Origin of the sequence: Shewanella marisflavi (assembly GCF_023283925.1) — a bacterium.
GTDB classification, from domain to species: domain Bacteria; phylum Pseudomonadota; class Gammaproteobacteria; order Enterobacterales; family Shewanellaceae; genus Shewanella; species Shewanella marisflavi.
In genome coordinates this window covers 264,236-286,211 of the sequence record NZ_JAKIKX010000004.1, presented here as the reverse complement: position 1 = coordinate 286,211, position 21,976 = coordinate 264,236, and the positions used below count along the sequence as shown (strand labels likewise).

General features: G+C 51.8%; 22 protein-coding genes. 6 read left to right on the top strand and 16 right to left on the bottom strand.

The annotated features are described in order from the left end of the window. The first annotated feature begins 390 nt into the window (after positions 1 to 390). The 4 genes from L2712_RS10840 to panP all read left to right on the top strand — a co-directional run bounded on the left by L2712_RS10840 (position 391) and on the right by panP (position 5,868). Positions 391 to 1,194, top strand: coding sequence for a gamma-glutamyl-gamma-aminobutyrate hydrolase family protein (locus L2712_RS10840; protein WP_088904280.1), 804 nt, complete (start codon positions 391 to 393; stop codon positions 1,192 to 1,194). Positions 1,195 to 1,429: 235 nt separating this feature from the next. Beyond that, positions 1,430 to 2,788 carry a GntP family permease gene (locus tag L2712_RS10835; protein ID WP_248977797.1) on the top strand — a complete coding sequence of 453 codons (1,359 nt, stop codon included), beginning with the start codon at positions 1,430 to 1,432 and terminating at the stop codon, positions 2,786 to 2,788. A gap of 92 nt (positions 2,789 to 2,880) precedes the next feature. Further along, positions 2,881 to 4,026, top strand: a complete 1,146-nt coding sequence (locus L2712_RS10830; protein ID WP_248977796.1) for a glycerate kinase — start codon at positions 2,881 to 2,883, stop codon at positions 4,024 to 4,026. A 201-nt stretch (positions 4,027 to 4,227) separates the two neighbouring features. Next, complete coding sequence (panP, locus tag L2712_RS10825) at positions 4,228 to 5,868, top strand: pyridoxal-dependent aspartate 1-decarboxylase PanP (RefSeq protein WP_248977795.1); 1,641 nt, start codon at positions 4,228 to 4,230, stop codon at positions 5,866 to 5,868. Between the two features lie 18 nt (positions 5,869 to 5,886). Here the strand turns inward: panP and L2712_RS10820 are convergent, their stop codons facing one another. The 7 genes from L2712_RS10820 to L2712_RS10790 form a co-directional block, all read right to left on the bottom strand. Further along, positions 5,887 to 6,273 (bottom strand): thiol-disulfide oxidoreductase DCC family protein, encoded by a 387-nt coding sequence (locus tag L2712_RS10820; RefSeq protein WP_248977794.1) that lies wholly within the window; start codon positions 6,271 to 6,273, stop codon positions 5,887 to 5,889. A 203-nt stretch (positions 6,274 to 6,476) separates the two neighbouring features. Further along, positions 6,477 to 7,163, bottom strand: coding sequence for a helix-turn-helix transcriptional regulator (locus tag L2712_RS10815; RefSeq protein WP_248977793.1), 687 nt, complete (start codon positions 7,161 to 7,163; stop codon positions 6,477 to 6,479). A gap of 94 nt (positions 7,164 to 7,257) precedes the next feature. Then, the gene (locus L2712_RS10810) at positions 7,258 to 7,722 is read right to left on the bottom strand and encodes a GyrI-like domain-containing protein (RefSeq protein ID WP_248977792.1); all 465 of its coding nucleotides are present in this window, start codon (positions 7,720 to 7,722) and stop codon (positions 7,258 to 7,260) included. A 139-nt stretch (positions 7,723 to 7,861) separates the two neighbouring features. Beyond that, positions 7,862 to 8,251 (bottom strand): VOC family protein, encoded by a 390-nt coding sequence (locus tag L2712_RS10805; protein ID WP_248977849.1) that lies wholly within the window; start codon positions 8,249 to 8,251, stop codon positions 7,862 to 7,864. A gap of 177 nt (positions 8,252 to 8,428) precedes the next feature. Further along, the gene (locus tag L2712_RS10800; protein WP_248977791.1) at positions 8,429 to 10,183 is read right to left on the bottom strand and encodes a phospho-sugar mutase; all 1,755 of its coding nucleotides are present in this window, start codon (positions 10,181 to 10,183) and stop codon (positions 8,429 to 8,431) included. A gap of 176 nt (positions 10,184 to 10,359) precedes the next feature. Next, entirely contained in the window at positions 10,360 to 11,265 is a 906-nt protein-coding gene (locus L2712_RS10795; protein ID WP_033537638.1) for a GGDEF domain-containing protein, read from the bottom strand. A 76-nt stretch (positions 11,266 to 11,341) separates the two neighbouring features. Beyond that, entirely contained in the window at positions 11,342 to 12,208 is an 867-nt protein-coding gene (locus L2712_RS10790) for a hypothetical protein (protein ID WP_248977790.1), read from the bottom strand. A 154-nt stretch (positions 12,209 to 12,362) separates the two neighbouring features. Here L2712_RS10790 and L2712_RS10785 point away from each other — a divergent pair, with 154 nt between their 5' ends. After that, positions 12,363 to 13,226 (top strand): RluA family pseudouridine synthase, encoded by an 864-nt coding sequence (locus L2712_RS10785; protein WP_248977789.1) that lies wholly within the window; start codon positions 12,363 to 12,365, stop codon positions 13,224 to 13,226. On the opposite strand, the gene L2712_RS10780 is transcribed toward L2712_RS10785, so the two are convergent. The 5 genes from L2712_RS10780 to L2712_RS10760 all read right to left on the bottom strand — a co-directional run bounded on the left by L2712_RS10780 (position 13,216) and on the right by L2712_RS10760 (position 17,881). Then, positions 13,216 to 15,177: a monovalent cation:proton antiporter-2 (CPA2) family protein gene (locus L2712_RS10780; RefSeq protein WP_033537635.1), complete on the bottom strand. Its 1,962-nt coding sequence runs from the start codon at positions 15,175 to 15,177 to the stop codon at positions 13,216 to 13,218. The two genes, L2712_RS10785 and L2712_RS10780, sit on opposite strands and share 11 nt — an antisense overlap. Positions 15,178 to 15,182: 5 nt before the next feature. Continuing rightward, positions 15,183 to 15,800: an NAD(P)H-dependent oxidoreductase gene (locus tag L2712_RS10775; RefSeq protein WP_248977788.1), complete on the bottom strand. Its 618-nt coding sequence runs from the start codon at positions 15,798 to 15,800 to the stop codon at positions 15,183 to 15,185. Between the two features lie 117 nt (positions 15,801 to 15,917). Continuing rightward, complete coding sequence (locus L2712_RS10770; protein WP_033537633.1) at positions 15,918 to 16,460, bottom strand: GNAT family N-acetyltransferase; 543 nt, start codon at positions 16,458 to 16,460, stop codon at positions 15,918 to 15,920. Next, positions 16,447 to 17,406, bottom strand: a complete 960-nt coding sequence (metA, locus tag L2712_RS10765; RefSeq protein WP_248977787.1) for a homoserine O-acetyltransferase MetA — start codon at positions 17,404 to 17,406, stop codon at positions 16,447 to 16,449. Before metA ends, L2712_RS10770 begins: the two co-directional genes overlap by 14 nt. A gap of 73 nt (positions 17,407 to 17,479) precedes the next feature. Then, the gene (locus L2712_RS10760) at positions 17,480 to 17,881 is read right to left on the bottom strand and encodes a YbaY family lipoprotein (RefSeq protein WP_248977786.1); all 402 of its coding nucleotides are present in this window, start codon (positions 17,879 to 17,881) and stop codon (positions 17,480 to 17,482) included. A gap of 118 nt (positions 17,882 to 17,999) precedes the next feature. Here L2712_RS10760 and L2712_RS10755 point away from each other — a divergent pair, with 118 nt between their 5' ends. Continuing rightward, the gene (locus L2712_RS10755) at positions 18,000 to 18,770 is read left to right on the top strand and encodes an SDR family NAD(P)-dependent oxidoreductase (RefSeq protein ID WP_248977848.1); all 771 of its coding nucleotides are present in this window, start codon (positions 18,000 to 18,002) and stop codon (positions 18,768 to 18,770) included. 70 nt (positions 18,771 to 18,840) lie between these two features. On the opposite strand, the gene ompW is transcribed toward L2712_RS10755, so the two are convergent. The 4 genes from ompW to tesB all read right to left on the bottom strand — a co-directional run bounded on the left by ompW (position 18,841) and on the right by tesB (position 21,894). Next, entirely contained in the window at positions 18,841 to 19,482 is a 642-nt protein-coding gene (gene ompW, locus L2712_RS10750) for an outer membrane protein OmpW (RefSeq protein ID WP_033537629.1), read from the bottom strand. Between the two features lie 589 nt (positions 19,483 to 20,071). Continuing rightward, positions 20,072 to 20,410: a hypothetical protein gene (locus tag L2712_RS10745; RefSeq protein ID WP_248977785.1), complete on the bottom strand. Its 339-nt coding sequence runs from the start codon at positions 20,408 to 20,410 to the stop codon at positions 20,072 to 20,074. Between the two features lie 207 nt (positions 20,411 to 20,617). Then, complete coding sequence (locus tag L2712_RS10740; RefSeq protein WP_033537627.1) at positions 20,618 to 21,007, bottom strand: YbaY family lipoprotein; 390 nt, start codon at positions 21,005 to 21,007, stop codon at positions 20,618 to 20,620. A gap of 23 nt (positions 21,008 to 21,030) precedes the next feature. After that, positions 21,031 to 21,894 (bottom strand): acyl-CoA thioesterase II, encoded by an 864-nt coding sequence (gene tesB, locus L2712_RS10735; RefSeq protein ID WP_033537626.1) that lies wholly within the window; start codon positions 21,892 to 21,894, stop codon positions 21,031 to 21,033. Positions 21,895 to 21,976: the final 82 nt, after the last annotated feature.

Here is a 21,976-nt window from a genome sequence, read left to right as displayed (position 1 = left end):
AAGCAAAGCTTAGCGCTTACGAGCGAGAGGCATGGATGCCGAACTGGCAATTAAACAGGGATGTTATTCGATCGCATATATGGACACCTCGGATAGATCAAACATATAGAATCCCCCTCAATAACCAAACCAGGTCAAATCGAAGAATCATGCTCCCAGGATAAAATCTGGGATTTCACGTCTCCTCCAACCAGCCCCAAAACGTAATTAATTAAAATCAAACCGTTTGACATAATGAACACCATTAGGGCAGACTGGTGGTCGATAAATGGGCTTTGCACATTTTGCTATCCTTAAAACAAAGCCAATAGCTAAGGCCCACAGCGGCCGTATAACGCTACTCTTATGTCACGCATCGGGTGACAAATAACGCGACCAAACGGGTGATCTATGCCAATAACACAGACTACAAGTGCTAAGAAATCCAAACCTATTATCTTGATGACCATGGGCCAGCAGGACAAAAACCAACATCCGTACCAAGTGATGACCCACAAATATATGCAGCCGATTGTGGAGATAGCCAATGCTGTCCCTCTGCTCATGCCTACCTGTTTCGGCGTCGAGGACGTAGACCGGTATCTGGACATGGTCGATGGGGTTTACCTCTCGGGCGCAGGCTCAAATATCGAGCCTAGCCTGTATGGACAAGAAAACCTTACCCCTGAAAAGAGCCAAGATCTGAACCGTGACATCGTCGACCTGGCAGTGATTAAAGGCGCCCTTAAGCGTAAGTTACCTATTCTGGGGATCTGCCGCGGCATGCAGGAGCTTAATATTGCACTGGGTGGCACCTTGTATCAAAAGGTCTATAGCGAACCCGGCTTTGATGATCACCGTGAAGATCCTCAGACCCCAAATCATGTGCAGTATGGACCCAGACACGCCATCAAGACGGTACCCGGCAGCTGGCTGGCCAAGTTGATTGGCGATAAGACCATGGTCAACTCCCTCCATGGCCAGGGGATCTGCACCCTAGGCAAGGGGCTCGAAGCCTTAGCTTATGGTGAAGATGGATTGATTGAGGCAATCCACGGCCCAGATTATGGCCAGTTTATCCTCGGCGTGCAGTGGCACCCTGAGTGGCAGGCCAATGAAAATCCTGACTCGGTCAAACTATTTCAAGCCTTCGGCAGTGCCTGTCGCGGCGAGGCCAGCTGGCAATCTGCCAACGACGATAAATTAACCGCCTAATCGAACAACCCCGCCCGTCGATTTGTGATCCAGACCGACTTTTATCTTCTGTTTTCGCCAATATTTGTGCAAGCGCACAAATATTGGTTGCGCTCACGTTAAATGTTAGGCAACTAGCACGAAGCCAGATTGTCTCTATCTACGGATAATGGTGCCAGCCTGAAAACCCTCTGTCCCTGCGCTAGGGGCGGGTTAACGCTAAACCAATAAATATAACCCACGACAGGGACACCCTATGAGCCTAGTATTGATCTTGATCGCCGTGATAGCCTTCATCGTTATCGCGACATCCAAATTTAAGCTTCACCCCTTCCTAACCCTCATTCTCGCCTCATTTATCGCTGCGTTTGCCTATGGCTTACCCAGCGCCGATGTGGCAAAAACCATCACCTCCGGTTTCGGCGGTATCTTAGGCTATATCGGCCTGGTTATCGTTCTGGGTACCATTATCGGTACCATACTGGAAAAGAGCGGCGCGGCGATTACCATGGCCGATGTGGTCATTAAACTGTTAGGTAAACGTTTCCCCACCCTCACCATGTCGATCATCGGTTACCTGGTCTCTATCCCGGTATTTTGTGACTCGGGCTATGTGATCCTTAACTCGCTCAAGCAGTCGATGGCCAACCGTATGAAGGTCTCCAGCGTCTCCATGAGTGTAGCCCTCGCCACGGGTCTCTATGCTACTCACACCTTCGTACCGCCAACGCCCGGCCCGATCGCCGCAGCAGGTAACCTGGGACTGGAATCTAACCTTGGCTTGGTGATTGGTGTCGGTATCTTCGTTGCCGCCGTTGCCGCACTGGCGGGTATGTTGTGGGCTAACCGCTTCGCTAATGTTGAGCCCGATGGCGAAGGCGCCGAAGAGCTTAAAAACAATGTGGAAGATTTTGACAAACTGAAGGCAACCTATGGCGAGCTACCTAGCCCAGCCAAAGCCTTTGCCCCTATCTTCGTGCCGATCCTGCTGATCTGTTTAGGCTCTATTGCCAAGTTCCCTTCAATGCCACTGGGCGATGGCGCGCTATTCGATACGCTGGCTTTCCTGGGTCAACCTGTGAACGCCTTGATGATTGGCCTGTTCCTCTCGCTACTTCTGCTTAAGAGTAACGATAAGATCAAAGAGTTCAGCGAGCGCATCAGCCATGGTCTGGTGGTTGCAGCCCCGATTTTGTTAATCACTGGTGCAGGTGGTGCCTTCGGTGCCGTGCTCAAAGCCACAGAGATTGGTAATTTCCTTGGCAGTTCTCTGTCGGCACTGGGTATCGGTATCTTCATGCCGTTTATCGTCGCCGCGGCGCTAAAATCGGCTCAAGGCTCATCGACCGTAGCCCTGGTTGCCACCTCTGCATTGGTTGCGCCTATGCTGGGCGATATCGGCCTGGCCAGCGACATGGGCCGCGTGCTCACAGTGATGGCCATTGGCGCCGGTGCTATGACAGTCTCACACGCCAACGACAGCTTCTTCTGGGTGGTCACTCAGTTTAGCCGCATGAGCGTGAAGCAGGCCTACAAGGCACAAACCATGGCGACCCTAATCCAAGGTGTTACCGCCATGACGCTAGTCTATCTGCTGAGTCTTGTCCTACTCTAAGCTAAACTCCCCGGCGCTGAAGGGTTAATACCTTGGCGCCGGACACCCCAGATTTAATTAAACGTTACTCCCCCTTCACACAGGAAGCCTGCATGAAAATAGTCATCGCGCCCGATTCATATAAAGAAAGTTTGAGCGCCATGGAAGTCGCCACAGAGATAGCACGCGGATTTAAAGCAGTGCTACCCGATGCTGAATATATTAAGTTACCCGTGGCCGATGGCGGCGAAGGTACTGTGCAATCTATGGTGGATGCCACAGGTGGTAAACTGGTTAAGCTCAAGGTCACTGGCCCACTGGGCAACCAGGTCGATGCGCACTACGGCTTACTGGGTCAAGAGATCGCTGGCCAGCGCACCGCGGTGATTGAAATGGCCTCGGCATCGGGGCTGCACCATGTGCCTCCGGCCCAGCGCGATCCCCTAATCACCACCAGCTATGGCACAGGCGAACTTATCTGTCACGCGCTCAACAACGGCGTCACTCACCTGATCCTCGGACTCGGCGGTAGCGCCACCAACGATGGCGGCGCAGGTATGTTGCAGGCGCTCGGCGTTCACCTGCTCGATGGTCAAGGTACGCCCCTTGCCCCTGGCGGCGCAGCCCTCATCGAACTGGCCAGTATCGATCTCAGCGGCCTGCACCCACGTTTAAATCAGGTACAGATTGAAGTTGCCTGCGATGTAAATAATCCCCTATGCGGCGAAAAAGGCGCATCCGCCATCTTCGGGCCACAAAAAGGCGCCGATGAGATCATGGTCGCCAGACTGGATAAGGCACTGGCTCACTTTGCCGATATTACCCAGCTCGCGGGCCTTACGGAATGCCGCGAGGTACCGGGTGCAGGCGCGGCAGGCGGTATGGGTTTTGCGATGCTGGCCTATCTCAAGGCCAGGCTCAGACCCGGTATCGATATCGTGATGCAAACGGTTAAGCTGAGCGAGCAGCTCAAAGACGCAGACTTAGTGATCACAGGCGAAGGCCGCCTCGACAGCCAAACCCTGCACGGCAAGACGCCCATGGGGGTCACCCGCGAGGCCAACAAACAGGGGATCCCGGTGATCGCCATTGCCGGCTGCGTTAGCGACGATGCCAATATACTGCTCGAACACGGCATAGAGGCTATTTTTTCAGTCACCCCAAGAGCGATGGCATTAGAACAGGTTCTGGCCAGTGCCAGCGACAACCTTTACCACTGCGCAGTGAATATCGCCCGCTTGTATCGGCTAGGTCGATAGTCCCAAAGCCAATTAAACTAAAGTGCCCAGGGACGACCCCCTTTGGTTAGTCCCTGGGCCCTCTCAGGGCTTTACGCCCCTGCCGCTAGCCATTTCACTTTTCCCCCTTGATGCGGTATAAAGCTTACAGTAAAGTTAGCTCCCTTTTTCGTCCGCCTGTTTTCGATTAGAAAACAGACACAAGTTAAGCGATGCGCCTCGATGACATCAAAACAGACACGACAAGCGACCGCCTCTGAAGAGGCCTTGATGCGTATTTTCACCTTGCCCGAGGCTCCTAATTCGACCCTTGGCAAGATAGAGAAAAACCTGTCAGAAAACCTGATGGGATTCCTCAAAGAGAATATCGTCGCGGTCGAGAAACCACTTAGCGAGATCGAAAAAGACTTTCAGGCCCATCAGATCCCGGCCGCTCCTAGCTTCGTCTCCGACTATGCCGAGCAGATGATGCAAACGCTGATCGCCCACAGCGTACATACTTCGGCGCCCAGCTTTATTGGCCATATGACCTCGGCACTACCCTATTTCGTACTGCCACTGTCAAAGATGATGGTAGGGCTGAACCAAAACCTGGTGAAAATAGAAACCTCCAAGGCCTTTACGCCGCTGGAACGTCAGGTGTTGGGGATGATGCATCATATGGTCTACGGTCAGACCGAGACTTTTTATCAGAGCTGGATGCACAGCGCCAGTCACTCCCTTGGCGCCTTCTGCTCTGGTGGTACGGTCGCCAATATCACGGCCCTGTGGATCGCTCGTAACCGTCTGCTAAAACCCGATGAGGATTTCAAGGGTGTGGCACAATCAGGCCTGATGCGCGCGCTGCGCCATTATGGCTATGATGATCTGGCGATCTTAGTGTCAACGCGCGGCCACTACTCTCTCGGCAAGGCCGCTGATTTGCTCGGCATCGGCCGCGACAACATCATCAGTATCCCCTGCGCGGCGGACAACAAGGTGGATGTGGCCAAGATGCGCGAGACGGCCAAACAACTATCCGATAAGAATATCAAGGTCATGGCGATTGTCGGCGTGGCCGGCACCACGGAAACCGGCAATATCGACCCGCTCGACGAGCTTGCAGATCTGGCCGAGCACCTTGGCTGTCATTTCCATGTAGATGCTGCCTGGGGCGGTGCCAGCCTACTGTCGAACAAGTATCGTCACCTGTTATCCGGTATCGAGCGCGCCGACTCAGTGACTATCGATGCTCATAAGCAGATGTACGTGCCCATGGGCGCCGGAATGGTGCTATTTAAAGACCCGGAATTTGCCAACGCCATCAAACACCACGCCGAATATATTCTGCGCAAGGGCTCAAAGGATTTGGGTAGCCAAACCTTAGAGGGATCCCGCCCAGGTATGGCCATGCTAGTGCACGCTTGCTTGCAGGTGATTGGACGTGACGGCTACGAGATCTTAATCAACAACAGCCTGGAAAAGGCGCGCTATTTCGGCGAGCTTATCGCTGCTCAAGATGATTTCCAGCTGGCATCTAAGCCAGAGCTTTGCCTGCTGACCTATCGCTATGTGCCCGCCAAGGTACAAGTGACACTGGAAAAGGCTGTACAAACTGGTGACACAGCGCGGGTGAGCGAGATCAACGCCTTACTCGATGGCTTGACCAAGTTTATTCAGAAGCGGCAGCGCGAACAGGGAAAATCTTTTGTCTCCCGTACCCGCATCATCCCGGCCAATAATCATGGCATCACTTCGGTCGTGTTTCGTGTGGTACTGGCCAATCCACTCACCAGCAAGGAGATTTTGCAGCAGGTTCTGGATGAACAGCGCGAGATTGCCAAACAGGACGATCGTTTCTTGCCTAAGCTGATGGCACTCTGATCCTCAACTAATCTCGATTCAGTTAAGAAATCTAGCCCTGTCGACCTCTGTTGGCAGGGCGCAGGCTCTGCGACCAAAGAGACGATAACGCCTGCTGGCAATCTGGCGATAACCCCAGTCTCTCAAGGCGCGGGGCAGCCACCTAAATAGCTTCAATAAGGGCCAGGCGCCATCGAGGTGACTCACCACCGCCAGCGCCGCCTCGCTCTGAGCCAGCACACCATCCTCATCTACCAGATAGAAGCTACTGAGATCCTCAAGGTCCACGACTATGCCGTGCTCGGCCAAGATCTGCCGGGCAATATCGCTCTGAATCGAGGCAAATCGAAAACGTCGCAGCTTGTCGCGATTAACGATAAAACGCACGGCGCCATGACACAGGTTACAGGTGCCATCGAAGATCACTAAGGGATAGATGTTTTCCAGCCCGGCGGCATCATGAGTGTTAATGTGCTAATTCCTCGCGTTGGCTTTTCTTTAACTCAAGCTCATCGCCCGAGTGTATCACTCCATTGTTAATAAGCGGGGCAATTGAAACAAACTGGGGTCAAGACACACGGCTTTATGTAGTCATTGCAGCCAGAATAACCTAACCGCTGATAATGCGCCTAGCAGTCGCCATATTGCGCCTGCATCAGGGCGATATAATCTGCCATCTCTTGGCCCGGCGTATCGGCAAAATAGCTGGCAAGAGGCAGTACGCCTGAGATGCGGTCGACTCTAAAGTTACGAAAATCGCCACGCAATTCGCACCAGGCCAATAAGGTCCAGAGCCCTTGCCAGTAATAGAGCGCCAGCGGGCGCACCCTACGCTCACTGTTACTTTGCTTGATATCTTGATAACTCAGCTGAATGTATTGCCGTTCTCTAGCGGTTTGACGCAGCAGGTCGAGAAAGGTGAATAGCTGACCATCGCTATAAAAATCAGGGGCAAACATCAAAGACTGATAAGCCTTGAGGCGCTCAGGCAACACGGCTTCGACTTTGATCATCGCCTGCTTGGCGGCGCTGGCCAGCTCATGGCCACCCTGTGCCTGCACCATACGCATCCCCACCTGAATGGCCTCCAGTTCCTGTTCGTTAAACATCAAGGGCGGCACATTGACCTCATGGCGCAGCAGATAACCAACGCCTGCTTCACCTTCGATGGGGATCCCCGACAGGCAGAGATCCTGGATATCCCGGTAGATGGTGCGGCTAGAGACCTCAAGACGCTCCGCCAGCTGCTTGGCAGTGGTGAGGCGTCTGTGTCTGAGAATTTGGACGATTTGAAATAAGCGATCGGCGCGGCGCATAACTTACCTAATAATCACCGCTAGGCGCGGCCAGTGATAACGATACCAAGACTTACGCAACCGACGATATCTCGACCGGATAAGACCAACCTATCTAGACCTCGACGTGAACGCCGATATAGATATCGACGCTGTCGGTGTGAGAGTAACACTCGAAATCGGTCAGATACTGACGACGATAGGGGCATTCTGGGCGCTGAAAATAGGCCCAGATCTGCTGCCAGAGTGAGATCACCGCCTGGGGCATCTCTCCCGTGGCGCAAAAACAGAGGTAGTTACCGCCCTCTATGGTCTGGGGGGTTAACGCCCCGCCCTCGCAGGCCTCAAGGGTACCGGCCTCTACCGCCACCATCAGGCTATAGTCGCCATCAATGTCACTGGCATAGTCGTAATAGACCCCATACACAGGCAACTTGCCGAGGATTTGCTCGCCATACTGCCCCATGAAAGCCTGCCAAAGAGGCGCAATGCTTTGCGTTGCCACCTCTGACTCATTGCCATTGTTGGTGCGAACGCTCATGCCGACCACGGACTGAGGCGCGAGGTTTATCGTCTTCATTTCAATTCCTTCTGTTATATCCTTTGCATAGTTTGGATTGCATAGCTTGCAAGCGCCGTAGCGCTTGCGTTTACCCTGTCGGCTCTCAACCCTATGGTTAAAGCATCTTAGGATTGAGCCCTAATTCTAAGTGGGCAATTTAGCCTTTCAGACTAGGCGCCCAGAGGCCGACACGGTTGCCTTCGCTGTCAATTATGATGCAGCTATAGCCACACTCCCCTTCGTTGATGGCCTTGATAGGCAGGGCGATTTCGACACCATTGCGCTCCAGCCTTTCAACCATAGGCGCTAGGTGATCGCTAAGATGCAGATAGAGAATGCTGCCCTCTGAACTTGGGCGCATCATATCATGCTTTACCAGAGCGATGCTGGCCGCTTGGGGCGCCTCTGTCTCTAAGATAGCCATCTCCATACCAAACATCTGCTGCTCACGAAAACTCACCCCGAACTGGCTCTGATAGAAGACTTTGGCTCTCGCCATATCCGCGACGGCGATCTCGCCCCAGACCAAAAGGGCCTGCTGTAACACTTTCTGTTCTTGCATCATGCTCTCCTTAAAGGGCCAAATGCGACGCTCAACCCTGAGCGTCTGCCTCATTCGGCACTATGAAGAGCTTACAGCCCCCCTGCTGACAGCCTATTGTCAGTAGAGAACAAACATTTCATAAATAAATGACACGTCATTTCAGACGCGAATTTCTGCTCCCTATGCATTAGGCAGCTCTGCTTGATGACGAAGGACAAATGCGTCCATGGCGGCTTCTGCGCGGCGCTGCACGGCATCTAGCCCCTCCTGCTCGCCAAAAGATTCGACCAGCTCGTAATAGCACTTCACCTTAGGCTCTGTGCCCGAGGGGCGAACGATCACTCTAGCTCCTCCTTCTAAACGATAGATGAGTACGTCACTGCGAGGCAGGTCAATCGTTTCTTCTCGTCCGTCGGCAAAGCGGCGCACGCCTAGGCTAATATCATCCACCGACACAAGTTTACGTCCCGCGACCTCAACAGGGTTCAGCGCTCTTAACTGCTCGCCTATGCTAGGCGCGCCGGGCTCGCCGCTCAGCGCAATACTCACCTGGCGGTTGAGGTAGTAACCATATTGGCGATAGATGCTCTCCAGTCTGTCCCAGAGTGTTTCGCCTTTGGCGACAAGCTCGGCGGTTAACTGCACAAAAGCCACCAGCGCGGAAAGACCATCTTTATCCCACACCATGCTACCAACCGTGTACCCCAGCGCCTCTTCGTAGGCGAACAAAAATAGGTTGTGCTGGGTTTGTTTGCTCATGCCCACATTGGTGAGCCATTTAAAACCTGTCAGCGTGGTCTGACAATCGGCCTTCATCGACTGGCAGATGGATGATAAGAGACTGGAGGAGACGATAGTGCAGCAGAGCAGACGCTGATCGTTACTGGCATGGGAGAGCAGATAGTGACCCAGTAATACCCCCACCTGGTCCCCAGTGAGCATCTGATAAGCCTCTGCCGATGGCATCTCTGGCGTGGCGCTTGGTTTACGTACCGCCACCGCAAAGCGATCGGCGTCCGGGTCATTGGCGCAGGCCAACATGGCGCCATGTTGATGGGCCTCGGCCATCACCAAATCCATGGCGCCAGCCTCCTCAGGATTGGGGAAGTTGACCGTGGGGAAATCTCCATCTGGCTCACGCTGGGCCGCCACAGAATAGACCTGTGTGACCCCGATATCCTTAAGCAGGCTCTCGGCCATCTCGGCGCCGACCCCATGCATGGCGGTATAGGCCAGACTCACCATCTCAGGATGGGTATGGTTTTGCAGCACCTCGGCGTTTAACACACCTTGACGATAAGCCTGATAGAAATCGGCTTCCAGCATCACCAGCTTGCCGCTCTCTAGGCCATCTGCCAGCGGCAACATATCTACAGGCGTATTGGCCGCCAGCTCGATACGCGCCGCGATGCCAGTATCATGGGGCGGAATGATCTGCGCGCCATTGCCCCAATACACCTTATAGCCATTATATTGCGGCGGGTTATGACTAGCAGTCACCACTATGCCGGCCGCAGCGCCCAAGTGCAGCACGCCAAAGGCCACCAGCGGAGTCGGCGCCACCGCACTGGTAAGAAACACCTTAAAACCGGCGGCGGTGAGCACGCTTGCAGTATCTTCGGCAAACTGTTTGGAATCATGGCGACCATCATAGCCGACGATCACCCCGCGACTGACGGCATTGTCCACCTGCGCCTTAAGGTATTCGGCAACGCCTTTAGACGTCTGTTGCACCACTAAACGGTTCATCCGCATGGGACCGGCTCCCACCACGCCGCGAATGCCCGCGGTACCGAAGGTAAGTCGCCCAGCGAACCTGGCGGCCAGCTCCTCGTGTGCCCCGCTATCCACCAAGGTCTGGATCTCGGCGCGACTGCTTGCATCGCTATCGAGACTCAACCAATGTTTTATCTTTGCCTGTAACTGTGTGTGCATAATGCCTCCGCTGCGCTTGCTTCCTCTTAACAGTATGTCTGTCAGCAAGGCTTAACAAGTGAATTTGCATTAAAGATTCATTATATAAACTATAGAAGAAAGGTGCGGATGCCCCAATCAAAACAACCTCTTTGAGCGGCGCGCTTAGGATAATCAACGCACCCAAGGGTCGTCTTTTAAGGTGTGAAAATTAGCTGATTTTTACCTTGGGTTTTCGCCTGATACAGAGCCATATCGGCACGCTTTAGGGTGTCTTGGTAGGAGGCGTCTTTAGCATTGATCCCTGTCATCCCCATACTGATGGTGGCACTCGGGCAATCTTCGGCCAATGCCGCCAGCGCCTGATTGAAATGCTGATGCAAGCCCTCGACCATAGTCATCGCCTGATTCGGCATCAAGCCCGGCAGCATCACAATAAACTCGTCACCACCAAAACGGTAAGCATAATCTGTTTTGCGAAACTCACGGCGACAGATCTCGGCAACCGCCAGGATATTTTCGTCCCCCTTGTGGTGGCCTTTAGCATCGTTTATCTGTTTCAGGTTATCGATATCCAACATTAAGACGGTGGTGGGCATCTGTTGACGGGTAAAATTATCGAAGTGAATAGAAATATCGCGTTCGAGCCTGCGCCGATTAAACAGACCGGTCAGCTGATCGGTATCGCTCATCTCTCTAAGCTTAAGCTCCAGATCATGACGTTTAGAGATATTGCTGGCCACCCATAAAACCACTTCCTCGCCATCGACAAGAAAATCAAGCGCCTGAATCCGCCCCTCAAACCAGATAGGTTCTGTAGGCCCCTCATCGGGCAGCCCTTTTACATCCTTATTGCTCAGCTCATACTCTTCAATAAGCAAACGACGGCTGGAGAGCGCCCTGTCTATGATTTGCAAAAACCAGGCAGCCTTGGCAGGTTTAATCACATCTTGCAGCCGGACGCCTATCAAACCACGACCATCGTGGTAATAGCGGGCGTCACTGCCGCCAAATACGGCCACGTATTTACCACTGCTCGATAGTATAAAGGCGGGATCAGGAAGGGCTTCAAGTACAGCCACCATCTGCTCATTTGCGATCATAACCGCTCCAATATTGAAGTCTTTATACTGGTATTTGACGCCAAATTAATGACAATTTCCAGTAAAATCAGCATCGTTAATCGAGCCAGAGTTCAGGCTCAGTTAACAAGTTCTCGCTTTCCTGGGACAACAAAGGGTTGTCCAACCGAAACAAACGCCGCTCGGCTAACTTAGCCCGGCTCAACATACCTTCAGTAACGGCATGATGATAGAAGAGTTCATCGAAACTGCCGTCCACTAGCGCCGCTCGTAGGCCATACTCGATCCGCTCTGCCAACGCCAGATTATCCGGGCTGACGAAGAAGTAGAGCGGCGCCGGATAGACAATAACAAAGTGAGAATCCACCATCAGCGTATCTTTGTCGGCTATCTCACCCCAAGGCTCATGCAGGGCGCGCAGAAAATAGTCGAAGCGACGTTTCTCCAGCATAGCCAGCAGATGGGGAGCCGCCCCACGTACTAAGGTAAAACCCTGGCGCTGCAAAATATCACTGTCGGGCCAGTCGATCCCCTGACCGACGGGAATCGCCTGCAACTGCTCTAGGCGAGTAATATTTGCAAAACGCGCTTCATCCTCCTTACGAATGATGGCGATTCGATGACCCATCAGCCCTTTTAGCAGCGGAAAATAGACCGCCCGCAACTGCTGCTCGCGGCTCATACTGGTCATGGTCCACACCACATCCAACTTGCCCTGCTCTACCAGTTTGATAGTTCGCCCTTGGGGCATCTCTAGCGGCACCGCTTGCATCTGATAGTCGCCAAACTGATCTCGGCTCTTCTCCATTGCCAGGCGCAGCAGATCGATATAGTAGCTCTGCTTAGGATCGACAAAGTGTGTCGATAAGTTATAACGAACCAGGACTGGGGCTTCCTCTGCCTGCGCAGTGCCACCATAGTTTATCAGCAAGCCTGCCAGCACGCTTACTATCAATCGCCTCATCCACTCCTCCCTGGTGATCACTGTCCACGCCATGTATTACCGCCTAGCATGAGTATAGCAGCGCAAAAGCCATGCCCGCCTTCGTAAAAAGCCCCTCAAACTCTCACTAAAATGGTGTAAACTATCGGGCCTGAATATTAGGTCATTAAGCCCCATGCCCCAAGAGACTATACCAACCAAATGTGAATGCCACCTCACCATCAAAGAGACCCAGACTGACGCCTGTGGCCAACTGGCTATGGCAAGCCAACTCTCGAAACAGGCGATAAAGCAGGCGATGACCAAAGGTGCTGTGTGGCTCACCCGAGGGAAATACACCCAGCGACTGCGCCGAGCAAAGAAACCACTACAAATCGGCGATGAGTTGCACCTCTATTACAATAGTGGCGTGCTTAACCAAAGCGTCGACGACGCAAAGTTAATCTTAGATAAGGGCGATTACAGCATCTGGTACAAACCCTACGCCATGTTGTGCCAGGGATCAAAATGGAGCGATCACACCACCATCAATCGCTTTGTAGAAACCCACCTCACGCCTCAGCGTCCGGCCTTCATCATCCACCGACTGGACAGAGCTGCCACGGGGCTGGTGATCATAGGTCACAGTAAGAAAACCACGGCGGCGCTGGCGGCTCAATTTGAACAGCGTGAGCTAGATAAGCAGTACAGGGTGATTGTTAAAGGTGAATTTCCCGAGGCGACCCGCACCATAGACACTGAGGTCGATGGCAAGGCCGCGCGCTCCCATGCCTCACTTATTGAATATGATCCCGAGCTTGATATGTCGCTGGTACAGGTAAACATAGAGACAGGGCGTAAACACCAGATCCGTATCCATATGGCAAGCATTGGCTACCCAGTCGTGGGCGACAGGCAGCATGGTGATGCCACAGCAGGCGATCCCAACCTGCAGTTGACCGCCTGCTTCCTAAATTTCACCTGCCCTGTGAGTCATGAGCCAATGCAGCTGGCGCTGCCCGAGGCGCTACAACCCAGTCTCTCCGCCCTTAAGGCTTGATCTGATCCTCTGGGGGCGTTAATGGCAGCGGCTCATCGCCGTCAAGCAACTCATCATAGCCCTTGGGCGGCGGGGTCCAGCCTCGATCGCTCATGGCATGCTTATCGGTACGATCCCTTGTCATGGCGGCCTTAATCGTCTCCTCTAACTCAATGAACAGCTTACGGTAGTTGTTGTCGAAACGCTCACCGCTGCTGTCATCTTTCCAGGCACGATAGAGCATATCTGAACTGCGCTTCTCGATACGCTTGAAGGTATTTTTCTGCTGCTCCACATGAAAAGGATGAAACCCCAAACATTTCATGGCATCGGCCCCTAACTCTAGCGCCGACAGCAGGGTCTCCTTCTGAATAAAATCGGCGCCCGCATCACGCAGTAGATAGGCATGGCCTCGGTCAAATGCCCGCGCTAATATCTTCACTTTCGGGTAGCTGTGTTTAACATATTTCACCAGCTCCACCGCCCCTTCGCGATTGTCCATGGCGACCACCAAGAGCGCCGCCTCATCTATCCCAGCCGTATGCAGCAGATCCGGTCGGGTGGCATCCCCAAAATAGCTTTTTACGTTAATGCTGCGCAGCATGTCGACCTGACTTATCTGATGATCCAGCACCACTGTCTTGATGCCATTGGCGCTGAGTAGACGATTAACTACCTGGCCGAATCGACCGACGCCAGCGATGATCACACTGCCGCGCTCATCAATTTGATCGGCTTCCCGCTCGGCGCTGCTGGTGCGATATTTAGGCTCAATCACCCGCTCGAATAAGATAAACAGACCAGGGGTCAGCATCATACTCAGGGCCACCACCAATGAAAGCTGCTGCGCCAACTCAACAGGTAACACATGGTTTTGCACCGTGAAGCTAAGCAGCACAAAGCCAAATTCCCCAGCCTGAGCAAGGCTCAGGGCAAACAACCAGCGATCGCTCTGACGGATCTTAAACACTAAGCTGAGCAGTAAAAGTACCAGCACTTTGAGCAAGATGATCCCCAGCGTCAGGCCAATGATCAGGCCAAAATCTTGCCAGAGGATGCCAAAGTCTATCCCGGCGCCCACAGTGATAAAGAAAAGCCCTAGCAGCAAACCTTTAAAGGGCTCAATATTGGACTCCAACTCATGGCGAAATTCACTGTTAGCGAGCACCACACCAGCTAAAAAGGTACCCAAGGCAGGCGATAGCCCGACCAAACTCATCAGCGCCGCAATGCCTATGACCAGCATGAGCGCAGTCGCGGTAAAGATCTCCCGCAGTCCAGAGGCAGCGACAAAACGAAACAGCGGCCGACTCAAGTAGTGCCCGCCTACCACCAAACTGGCGATTGCGGCGACGATAACTATGGCATAGGCCCAGGGCGGCAGCCCAGCCACCAGGCTCATCTCATCATGATGCTCGGCAACCTGAGTAGCCGCCTGCTGCGCCTTATCCACCAATTCGGGGAGCGCCAACAAAGGAATAAAGGCCAGCATAGGGATCACTGCGATATCTTGAAACAGCAATACCGAGAAGGCATTGCGTCCGCCATCGGTGCGGCTTAGCCCCTTTTCATTAAAGGTCTGCAGCACGATGGCCGTCGAAGAAAGCGCGAAAATAAGGCCTATGGTGAGAGCTATGCTCCACTGCACATCAGAATAGAGCGCGATAGCCATCACGGCTGCGGCGCTTAAGAACACCTGCAAGCCACCAAGCCCCATCAGGCGATGACGCATAGCCCAGAGCATTTTGGGCTCAAGCTCCAGCCCGACGACAAACAACATCATCACCACGCCAAATTCGGCAAAGTGTTGAATAACCCAGGTTTCATCGCCCACCAGGCCGATCACAGGCCCTATCACCACCCCGGCGATCAAATACCCCAGCACTGAGCCCAGACCAAACCGCTTTGCCAGGGGCACAGCTATTACGGCGGCAACCAGATAAATAAAAGCCTGTAGAAAATAGCTCGTCATGGCGCTTACCCCGTTATGATCTGATCAAGATGGCCGTTTAGCTTGGCCAGCTTAGCGGCCACTCGGCGATTGACTTTTCCAGCCACCAAGGCTCTCAACAGGGAACGCCAGTCACTCAGGTGCTGAGCCATCAGGCCATCTTCGATGGCGGTGCGCGCCCCAAACAGCGCAAAGGGTGGCAGATAGCGCATCCCTGTCAGGCTGGCGGTCTGCTCAAGGGGCGCCAATAGTTGTCTCAGGGTAAAATGGTTATAACCCTCAGTCTGGTAGGCCTCTTCCTTGCCCCCTGCTGTGATCGCACAGAAAAAGGTCTTTTCTTTGAGCGCATTACCATCGGTGCCATAGGCAAAGCCATATTCCAACACTAAGTCCTGCCACTCCTTCAAGATAGCGGGCGTCGAATACCAGTAGAGGGGAAACTGAAAGATCACCACGTCATGACTCAGCAATCGTTGTTGCTCCCGCTCGATATCGATATCAAATTCGGGATACTCACCGTAGAGATCCACTGCGGTGACGCCAGGAATCGTCTTGGCAAGGTTATACAGGGGAAGATTGACTTCGGATCTGTGCTGCGAAGGATGGGCCAATAACAGGAGTACAGCTTGGTTTTTCTCTGACATGAGGATCCATTCTCGAAGGTAAGCGAGCGGGCGCTGCGTCTAGTTAAAATAGCGCCTTACACCTTGTTCTTCAACCGCCACGCAGCTATCAGGAGAACAAAACTAACTGCCAGCCACCTAGGGCGTGCGGAAAAGAAGGAGACTCACGCCATCGTCTTGATAGCTATCTATCTGCACCATGCCAGCCTTTTCCAGTACCCGGCTAGAAGCTGGGTTATCAAGCATCACCTCAGCATAGACGCAGTCGATACCTAGGGTCTCGCGAGCATAGCGCAAACAGGCAGTGACGGCTTCGGTGGCAAGCCCTTTTCCCCAGTATTCGGGCAGCATACGATAGCCGATATCTATGCCACCCTGCCCTCGGTTAAGTAAGGATTCATACTTTATGCCACAGAAACCGATCAGCTGTTTATCAGCCTTGTTGATCAATGCATAACGGGCAAAACCATGTTCTCGGTACCCCGCCAGCCAATAGTTTTCTATGATCCGCTTTGCATCTTCCAGGCTCTTGACCGCATCTGCATCACCTGTATAGCGCACCACATCGGGATTCGCGGCAAAACGATACACATCCTCGGCATCCTCCAGCACAAACTGGCGCATGCACAGCCTGGGGGTATCGATAAGGATCGACCCGCCGTAAGAGTTACTCCTGCTCATCTTTATACTCATGTTCCCAAGGAGTGATAGCGTTCATATCATCAAGATCATAAGGCGTCAGCTGGTAGACATAATAGTTAAGCCAATTGCTGACCAAGAGACTGCCATGACCGTGCCAGCGAGCCACTGGCGGCAGGCTGGGATCGTCATTGCGAAAATAGTTTTTCGGCACCTTAGGGCTAAGCCCCTCGGCAAGATCCCTTTGATACTCATCGCTTAAGGTCGATTTTTGATATTCGGGGTGCCCCATCACGAACAGGTTACGGTTGTTGCGGCTCAGCACCAAGTAAGCGCCCGCCTCATCGGACTCGGCCAACACCTGCAGATCCTTGTGAGCCTTGAGATCCTGCACATCCATTTCGGCAAAGCGAGAGTGAGGCGCAAAAAACTCATCATCGAAACCGCGCAGCAAAGGGAAATGTTTACAGGTTCTTTGATGGTTAAACACCCCTGAACGCTTAGCCGACAGCAGTTTGCGCTGCAAGCCGTAGAGATGATACAGGGCCGCATGAGCTGCCCAACACAGAAAGAGCACAGAGGTGACATGCTCTTGCGACCAGTCGATGATCTCACGAATATGGTCCCAGTAAGTCACCTCTTCAAATTCAATTTGCCCTAAAGGCGCACCGGTAATGATCAGGCCATCGTAATTTTTGTGACGAACCGCCTCAAAATCACGATAGAAGTTGTCCATATGATCGATAGAGGTGTGCTTAGAGGCTTTATCGTGAATACGCAGCAGATCCACATCCACCTGTAGCGGCGTGTTGCCGAGTAATCGCAACAGCTGAGTCTCAGTCTCTATCTTGTTTGGCATCAGGTTCAAGATCAGCACCTTCATCGGTCTGATATCCTGATTTGCCGCCCGGGTTTCGGACATGACAAAGATATTTTCTGATTCGAGTATTTCCGCCGCTGGCAGATTATCGGGAATTTTTACCGGCATACCGCGCCTCTTTCGATCTCGTTAACAAACAACCACATAGGGCCAGTAATCGCTATCGGCGCGGTGTTTAATCTTACCTGCCGACGCGTTGCACTAACACTGAGATAGGCGAGCTATCGCCTAAATCTATGGGGTACGATTGAGTATTAATAAACATCAGCTTGCCATCTAAAGTGATCTTGGCACCGACGGTGTAACTATGGCCTGCCTCAAACTGATCCCTAGGAATGACAAAATTAAAAGGTGCAGGCGTTGTAACATCGTCTCTGTCAAAGGCCGCCAACACCACAGCAGGGGCATCCATCTTAGACACATCCTGAATTTGCACCGATAGCACAGCCTCAGGCGGTAACGCCATACGCTCCTTAAACCACACTTCCCCTTGGATCTCCACACTGGCATTGGGTGTCGCACAAGCTGCCAGTAAACCAGCGCTCATCGCCATTGCCACTACCGGGCTTAACCATCTGTTCATACTCTTGCTCCTAATCATACATCAAGACTTCTGGATGTCCATATGTCTATATTATAAATCTTGTTCTCAATCAGATATCTTCATATCATAGGCTAACCATTTGATGTCGAATAGTCTCATGTCTCAAGCTACAGCCATAATTGTGGGCGCCAGCTCACTTGTCAGTCGCGAAATCGCCAAACAACTCGCCGAGCAAGGTGTCGAACTGGCACTTCTGGCACAAGATACCGAATCACTTCAAGAGTTTGCCAATGGGCTGCCCACAAAAGTCAGCCTGCATCCATTGGCCATTACCGAGCCCAAGGCAATTATCAACACCCTAGAGTCTGTATGGCAGCAACTCGGTGGCGCCCACCTTGTGATAGTCAATACTGGCCTCAACGGCTATGATGCCTCGCTGCCATGGCAACTTGACCAAGATATTATTACCGTCAATGTGCAGGGCTACAGCGCCATATGCAATACGGCATTTCGATTATTTGTCGAACAGGGCTATGGCCAACTAGCGGCCATCAACTCTATCGCCGGTCTACGTGGCGGCCCTAACGTGGCCTACCACGCCTCTAAGGCCTACGCCAGCAGTTACCTAGAGGGGCTAAGTATGCATGCCCAACGCTTAAAGCTGCCAATCACTATCACAGATCTGCAGTTAGGCTTGCTGGACAAAGCCGCCATGCAGAAGAGTCGCCTCTGGCTATCACCGCCCCAAGAGGTCGCCCGTCAGGCCATCAAGGCGATGCAGAAGGCAAAGCGCAGAGCCTATATCACCAAGCGCTGGCGACTCGTCGCTTGGCTAACTAAGCTGCTACCAGAATTTATCTACAACACCCGTCACTGGCGCACCAAAGAAGAACGTAAAGCGGCAAAAGCAGCTAAAAAGGCGCAGTAACCTGATACGTTAGAAATAGATAATAAAAAAGGAGCCCTTTGGCTCCTTTTTTATTATCGAAAACTTAGATTTAGAAAGTGTAACCAAAGCTCACCATGTAAACCCATGGGTCGATGTCGGTTTCAATTTTCACAGGAACATCGCCTAAATTGAATTTAACATCAGTGCTGATTTGTGCATACCAAACAGAAGCGTTAAACAGCCAATTCTTATTGAATTGATAGTCAAAACCTACCTGCGCAGCCCATCCCCAAGAGTTACTTAGGCTAAGGTCAGTCAATGCGCCATCCAGATCATTAGTGAATTCGTTATCGAAGAAGTTAGTGAAGTTCACACCCACACCGATATAAGGACGCACGCTAGACTCGGCAGAACCGAAGTAATACTGAGCCACTAAAGTTGGTGGCAGGTGCTTAGTCTCTGCAATCTTGCCTACGCCATCTAAAGAGACATCATGGCTAAATGGCGTTGCCGCTAATAGCTCAATACCCCAGTTATCACTCAGCATGTAACCAAAGTTAAGACCTAATTGGGTATTGTTACTAACATTGAACTCACCAAAACCAGCAACATCTTGGCTAGATTCGTTAGGGGCAACAACAGCGGCACCAGCACGAATAATAACATCACCAGCTTGGTGTGCAGAGGCTGTAAATCCAGTAGACAGTAGGGTGGCAGCGATCAGACCTGAAACGATAGTTTTTTTCATCATACTACTCCATTAATACAACAGTTACTGTTGTTTTTATTATCAAATTCCTTACATTTGCGCGTATCCTGCCAGACAAATAACGAGGAGTTATTGATCTAAATCAACAAGCCTAACTTGTACCTCTTTTTAAATACCTCGACACGATACAGATCACACAAAACAAACAAATATCGACAATACACCTTTTGTTTATGTGACAAGCATCCGCGTTGCCCACTTATTAAGCGCCGAATTGGCAAAGCAAAGCGAAATGACAATTTACAATCCGTTAACACAGGTTTTGGCACCATGAAAAGATAGGGGAAAGATAGGGGAAAGAGAGGGAAAGAGAGGGAAAGAGAGGGAAAGAGATGAAAAGAGAGATAGCGGTCATTGAAATCGCTTTGTGTAATTGAGTTTTTAGGCAAAACAAAGGTGCAGGCTCACGGCAATCCTGGGGACGTCAAAAAGCCCAGTACATCCTAAGCTCTGCATCTGATGAGGTGGATAAGAAATTGGTTAGGCAAATAGAAGACAGCTGCTGCGATTTAACCAGTCGCTCAGCATGCCAAAGCTAGCGTTTACACTATTTCCTCTAACGGGCTAGTGACTAGACACTGCTGCCAAACAGCAGAAAGCATAAGGCGAGAGTCAACAGCCCAAGATTGGCCAGCAACACTTGGCTCTGCGCTTCTGTCAGGTCAGCAAAATCTATAGCCGTATCTTCCTTAGATGCCAAATCTTGATGTGGGCCTGCTTTATCTGTTAAGTCTTGACGGTGAGAACCGCCAATAAATGAAGTTGGGGTGGGCAGCTGAAATTCAGCGACCATTCCTGGTTGTGAACTCCTCAACGCCTTGAGCTTGTTATGTCTATCGAGAGGGTTTTCTTGAGTTAGCGCCGCTTCAGGCAAACTCCCAATAAGATGATGACTGCCGACAAATTGCATCTGCTCTTCCTTGATAATTATTATCTTCCCACCCTATTGGATAAAATATAACAAATCAACAGATCATAGTGCGCTACTGCGTGAAATTTTCTCAAGATTCATCCTTTGTAAAACATGTCTGAGCAATAGAGCAATCCGCTAAGAATGAATAGATAAATCATAGGGGCATAAAAAAGGAGCCCTAGGGCTCCCTGTTATTATCTGGCGCTATTTAACCAGTTTCATCACCACCTCAGTGGTGTATTTACCGTTATTGATCACCGGAAACTTATCGTAAGTTTGGAAGATCACCTTCCCCTGATACTGAATCATTGCCACCACACCATAATTGACGTGGCTTTCAATGGTCTCTCGGGCAAAGGTAAATTTAAACGGCACGGGAGCCCTGGCAATATCAAAGGTTTTCTGGGCGACGATGACACCAGGGGTATCGAGATCGATCACAGCTATGGTCACGCTGCATCCCTGAGGCAGGTTAACCCTTTCCAAATAGCCTGCGGCTCCGTTGACAATAATGGGTGGCTCTGGCTCTACGGTCACACACCCCGCCAACATCAGCAGCAAAGTGGCTAAAATGACTTTCATTTTAATCTTCATTTCTTTCAACCTACCTAAATCCTTTATCCCTGTGTTAGTCGAATCAAACCTTCCTGGGTAGCCGATGCGACTAACTCACCAGACTCAGTATAAAACTCGCCGCGAACAAACCCCCTACTGCCACTGGCATTAGGACTCTCAATGCTATAAAGCAACCATTGACTCAAATCGACGGGACGATGGAACCACATAGCATGATCTATGGTCGCCATACGCATACCCGGTGTTAAAAACGACACGCCATGTGGCTGAGCCGCGGTAACCAAGAAGTTAAAGTCAGAAGCATAGGCCAGCAGATACTCATGAACAGAGAGATCATTTGGCACCTTGCCATTAGCACGGATCCACACATAGCGCTTGGGATCACTCTGCTTGGGTGCCACAGGAGTCGATGGATTCACCAAACGCATCTCCAAAGGCGAGTCAGCCATATACCTCTCAAGCACCTTAGTTGGCACCTTATCTGTCAGGGTCATCGCCAACTCTTGCTGATTCAGTAAACCCTCAGGGCCTGGTACATCAGGCATTTGGTTTTGATGATTGAATCCGGTTTCTGGCTTCTGAAAAGAGCAGGTCATGTAAAAGATGGGTCTGCCCTTCTGAATCGCCTTTACCCGGCGTGCACTAAAGCTGCCACCGTCGCGCATATTCTCGACATCATAGACAATAGGTAGCTTTTCATCACCGGCGCGCAAAAAATAGGAATGGAAGGAGTGAACATGACGTTCGGCGTCAACCGTTTGCGCTGCAGCGCTCAAAGCCTGCCCCATTACCTGACCACCAAACACATGACCAAAACCCAGATCTTGGCTTTGCCCCCGATAGAGGCCAGCCTCTATCTGCTCTAGCGATAATAGGGATAACAAATCATCTAACACGTGACTCATACGATCTCACCGATATTTTATCTAACTTGACCGTTAAGCTTACCTTAAACGACGCTAACCTTACTAGCTTAACCTGAGCTTC

Bases quoted from the DNA above. Each gene is read 5' to 3' on its own strand.
- L2712_RS10755 (WP_248977848.1), top strand. From the start codon at position 18,000: ATGTCTCAAGCTACAGCCATAATTGTGGGCGCCAGCTCACTTGTCAGT.
- L2712_RS10775 (WP_248977788.1), bottom strand. From the start codon at position 15,800: ATGTCAGAGAAAAACCAAGCTGTACTCCTGTTATTGGCCCATCCTTCG.
- L2712_RS10795 (WP_033537638.1), bottom strand. From the start codon at position 11,265: ATGATCGCAAATGAGCAGATGGTGGCTGTACTTGAAGCCCTTCCTGAT.
- metA (WP_248977787.1), bottom strand. From the start codon at position 17,406: ATGCCGGTAAAAATTCCCGATAATCTGCCAGCGGCGGAAATACTCGAA.
- L2712_RS10810 (WP_248977792.1), bottom strand. From the start codon at position 7,722: ATGAAGACGATAAACCTCGCGCCTCAGTCCGTGGTCGGCATGAGCGTT.
- L2712_RS10790 (WP_248977790.1), bottom strand. From the start codon at position 12,208: ATGAGGCGATTGATAGTAAGCGTGCTGGCAGGCTTGCTGATAAACTAT.
- tesB (WP_033537626.1), bottom strand. From the start codon at position 21,894: ATGAGTCACGTGTTAGATGATTTGTTATCCCTATTATCGCTAGAGCAG.
- L2712_RS10745 (WP_248977785.1), bottom strand. From the start codon at position 20,410: ATGCAATTTGTCGGCAGTCATCATCTTATTGGGAGTTTGCCTGAAGCG.
- panP (WP_248977795.1), top strand. From the start codon at position 4,228: ATGACATCAAAACAGACACGACAAGCGACCGCCTCTGAAGAGGCCTTG.
- L2712_RS10780 (WP_033537635.1), bottom strand. From the start codon at position 15,177: ATGACGAGCTATTTTCTACAGGCTTTTATTTATCTGGTTGCCGCCGTA.
- L2712_RS10785 (WP_248977789.1), top strand. From the start codon at position 12,363: ATGCCCCAAGAGACTATACCAACCAAATGTGAATGCCACCTCACCATC.
- L2712_RS10835 (WP_248977797.1), top strand. From the start codon at position 1,430: ATGAGCCTAGTATTGATCTTGATCGCCGTGATAGCCTTCATCGTTATC.
- L2712_RS10830 (WP_248977796.1), top strand. From the start codon at position 2,881: ATGAAAATAGTCATCGCGCCCGATTCATATAAAGAAAGTTTGAGCGCC.
- L2712_RS10740 (WP_033537627.1), bottom strand. From the start codon at position 21,007: ATGAAGATTAAAATGAAAGTCATTTTAGCCACTTTGCTGCTGATGTTG.
- ompW (WP_033537629.1), bottom strand. From the start codon at position 19,482: ATGATGAAAAAAACTATCGTTTCAGGTCTGATCGCTGCCACCCTACTG.
- L2712_RS10815 (WP_248977793.1), bottom strand. From the start codon at position 7,163: ATGCGCCGCGCCGATCGCTTATTTCAAATCGTCCAAATTCTCAGACAC.
- L2712_RS10840 (WP_088904280.1), top strand. From the start codon at position 391: ATGCCAATAACACAGACTACAAGTGCTAAGAAATCCAAACCTATTATC.
- L2712_RS10760 (WP_248977786.1), bottom strand. From the start codon at position 17,881: ATGAACAGATGGTTAAGCCCGGTAGTGGCAATGGCGATGAGCGCTGGT.
- L2712_RS10770 (WP_033537633.1), bottom strand. From the start codon at position 16,460: ATGAGCAGGAGTAACTCTTACGGCGGGTCGATCCTTATCGATACCCCC.
- L2712_RS10800 (WP_248977791.1), bottom strand. From the start codon at position 10,183: ATGCACACACAGTTACAGGCAAAGATAAAACATTGGTTGAGTCTCGAT.